Source organism: Peterkaempfera griseoplana (assembly GCF_001418575.1).
Classification (GTDB): Bacteria; Actinomycetota; Actinomycetes; order Streptomycetales; family Streptomycetaceae; genus Peterkaempfera; species Peterkaempfera griseoplana.
Genome location: NZ_LIQR01000429.1, coordinates 1 through 2,981 on the forward strand (window position 1 = coordinate 1; position 2,981 = coordinate 2,981).

The window sequence follows — 2,981 nt, forward strand, 5'->3', positions numbered from 1 at the left end:
CCCTGGCGGAGCTGTTCAGCGGCGGCGGTGAACCATGGCTCCCGCTGCTGAAGCCGGTGATCGAGGCCCAGCCGGACGCGGCCGCGTTCATCGGACCGGCGCGCAGCCCGGAGGTCGTCCCCGTCCGCGAGCTGACCTTCCAGGCGCTGAAGCCCAACGGGCCGCACAAGTGGAAGGTCGTCATCTTCGGCCAGAACCCCTACCCGCGGCCGGAGAGCGCCACCGGCATCGCCATGTTCGACAACACCTTCCACGACTGGAAGGACAGTCAGTTCGGCAGGGTCGTCAGCATCCGCTGCATCATCAAGGCGGCGGCGATGTGGAAGTACGGCATTCCCAAGAAGACCCCGATAGCCGACATCCGCGCACTGTTGAAGAAGCAGGACACGGTGCAGCCGCCGGAGTGGTTTCAGGCCATGCTCACGCAGGGTGTCCTGCTGCTGAACGCGGCGCTGACGGCCAGCGGGGACGGGGCCATGGGCACCGACCGGCACACCGGTTTCTGGCGGCCGGTCGCCGAGCGGATCGTCGAGGAGATCCTCAGGGCCAAGCAGGACGCCGACGAGGAGGACCGCGGGGTCGTCTTCGCATGGTGGGGGGCGCACGCTCGCAGCCTGAAGAAGGTGGTCGTCGAACTGCAGAAGAAGTATCCCGCGGTCGAGGTCCGGCACATCGACCACGCCAATCCGGCAGCGCAGGGCGACATCTTCTGCGACGGCGATCACTTCGCCACGGTGAACGCGGCTCTGGCGTCTGTAGGCGCCGACGAGGTCGACTGGCTGCCGAGCACCGGCTGGGACACGCTCACCGCGGGCACGGACGGGGACGGCGGCGGAGTCGCCGACCGTATGGGCGCCTTCATCGCGTCCACCATGGAGCTGCACCAGCTGTACCTCGACCGGCTCTCCGGTGTGAAGGACGAGGGGCTCGTCCTGCCCGCGATCACGGGGGTGTTCGACACCCCGCTGATGGACTTCCGGGAGGCCGTCTCCCCCGTCGCCGCGGTGCTGTCCGGCCTGGGCCGGGACATCGACCGCTCGCACGAGTTCGGCAAACGGCGGGCGGACGAAGGCTCCCAGGGCCTGTCGGCGGAGGCGATAGCCGCCCTCCACCTCTACACCTGCGAGTCCGCGTTCTACCGGGAGATCAACGCCATCCTGCGCTCCCCGGACCGGAGCAGGCTCGTCCCCTACCTGCCCTATCTGCGGCTGCTGTTCTCCGCGGTGTCGCAACTCCCCGTCCGTACCGCGCCGTTGTGGCGCGGGGTGGGGCTGGATCTGCGTGCGCAGTACCCGCTGGGACGGACCGTGACCTGGTGGGGTGTGTCCTCGTGCACGTCCCGGCTCGGTGTGGCCAAGGCGTTCCTCGGCGGCCGCGGCAAGCGGACGCTGTTCGAGGTGGTCCCGGCCAGGGCCGTGGGCATCCGGGACTTCTCCGCGTTCACCGGGGAGGAGGAGTTCATCCTCCTGCCGGGGACCCAGCTGGAGGTGACCGAGGTCAAGGTCGAGCGTGGCGGCCTGTGCACCGTGAGGCTGACCGAGTCGGAGGAGCAGCCCCTGGTGTCCTGACCGGCCGGCCGCTCCGTCCGCCGCCGGGGGCGGTCGGAGGCAGGGCTCTGCCGACGGTGCCCGGCCGGGCGCGCGTGTCCGCGCTCCACGAGTCCACGCCGGTTCGGCCGCCGCCGCGGGCGGGGCCGCGGTCGGGCGAGCTGGGCACAGCCTCATGGACTTGGCCCTGGTCAGGGCCCCGGCCTCCGGGCGCGCCCATCGGCATCGCCTGGATGGCGCGGCCAGGACACCTCTCCGTCGAGGTGCGGCTGCCGGTGGACGGGACCGTCGCCAGGCCTCGTCGAGCGCGGCGCCGGAGGGCGGACGCCGGTCGTCCATCCCTGCGGATCAGCGGGCCGGGTCAGCGTCCCACGGCTCCGGCACGCCGGGCTGTGACCGTCGCCCGGCCCGGCGCGGGCCCGCCGCGGTCGAGCCGCGCCGTCCGGGACCGCCCCGCCCGACGGGCCGTTCCCATCGGGCCCACGGCATGGCGACGGGGCCACCGGAGAGAGTCTCCGGTGACCCCGCCCACGCGAACGCGGTGCAGCCGGGACCGCGACCGGACTCGGGGAGGGCGCGGACCTGCACCGCTCCGGCCGGGTAGGGTGCCGCCCGGTCAGTGCGCCCGGTAGGTGGCGTGGTGGAAGTCGGCGTAACCGCCGTCCGCCCCCAGGTCGTGAACCCAGAGCCCCAGGAAGGCACCGGTGAAGGCGGGACCGGCCGGGCGGCCTTCGAGCGGGTTCTCCCCCGCGTACTCGTCGGACAGGATGGTGGCGTCGCAGACGGCCTTCAACTCCCGCCAGTCGTCGACGGCGAGGGCGTAGCCGAAGCGGACCTGGGTGTCGTCGACGGTGACCCGCAGATGGACCTCGCCGTCGGCGGGCAGGTCGGTGATGGCCGAGGTGTGGTCGATCCGGCGGCCGTCGTCGCAGGTTTCGACGTGGAGTGTGCGGGACTCCTCGTCGCCGGTGATGTAGGCGTAGTGCCAGTTGAGGGTGTCGTAGTACGCGGTGACACCGGCGAACTGGCGCTCACTGCGCGGCGTGAAGGAGACCGTGGTCTCCAGGGAGCAGTGGCGGTCGCTGACGCGGCGGGCGACCAGGCTGGGGGTGCGCTTGCCCCGGGGCGACTGCCCACCGCGGATGCGCAGGCGGCCGGGCTGGGTGAGGTCGATCCAGTCGTCGCCCGCCGGACGGCGGAGGGTGGCCCAGCGGGGGCCGAGGCGGGGGCCGGCGAAGTCGTCGCGCTGGGGCTCCTCGGGGAAGGGGACGGCGGGCAGGGCGGGGGCCGGCACGGTCAACTGCGGTACGGCGCCGGCGACGCGCGGCCATCCGTCACCGGTCCAGGTGACCTTCTGGATCGCGGTCTCCCGGCCCATGATGCAGCGCCCTCGGGTGGCGTGGGGACGCCCGACGAGGTGGGTGAGGTACCACT

At 72.5% G+C, this 2,981-nt stretch carries 2 protein-coding genes; one reads left to right on the forward strand and one right to left on the reverse strand.

Annotated features, from left to right (window positions below):
* Window positions 1-2 precede the first annotated feature (2 nt).
* Entirely contained in the window at window positions 3-1,568 is a 1,566-nt protein-coding gene (locus AOK09_RS28595; protein WP_245687516.1) for an ADP-ribosyltransferase domain-containing protein, read from the forward strand.
* 595 nt (window positions 1,569-2,163) lie between these two features.
* Here AOK09_RS28595 and AOK09_RS28600 read toward each other — a convergent pair.
* The coding region (locus AOK09_RS28600) for a beta-xylosidase family glycoside hydrolase (RefSeq protein ID WP_456153972.1) at window positions 2,164-2,981 on the reverse strand (818 nt) is incomplete at its 5' end.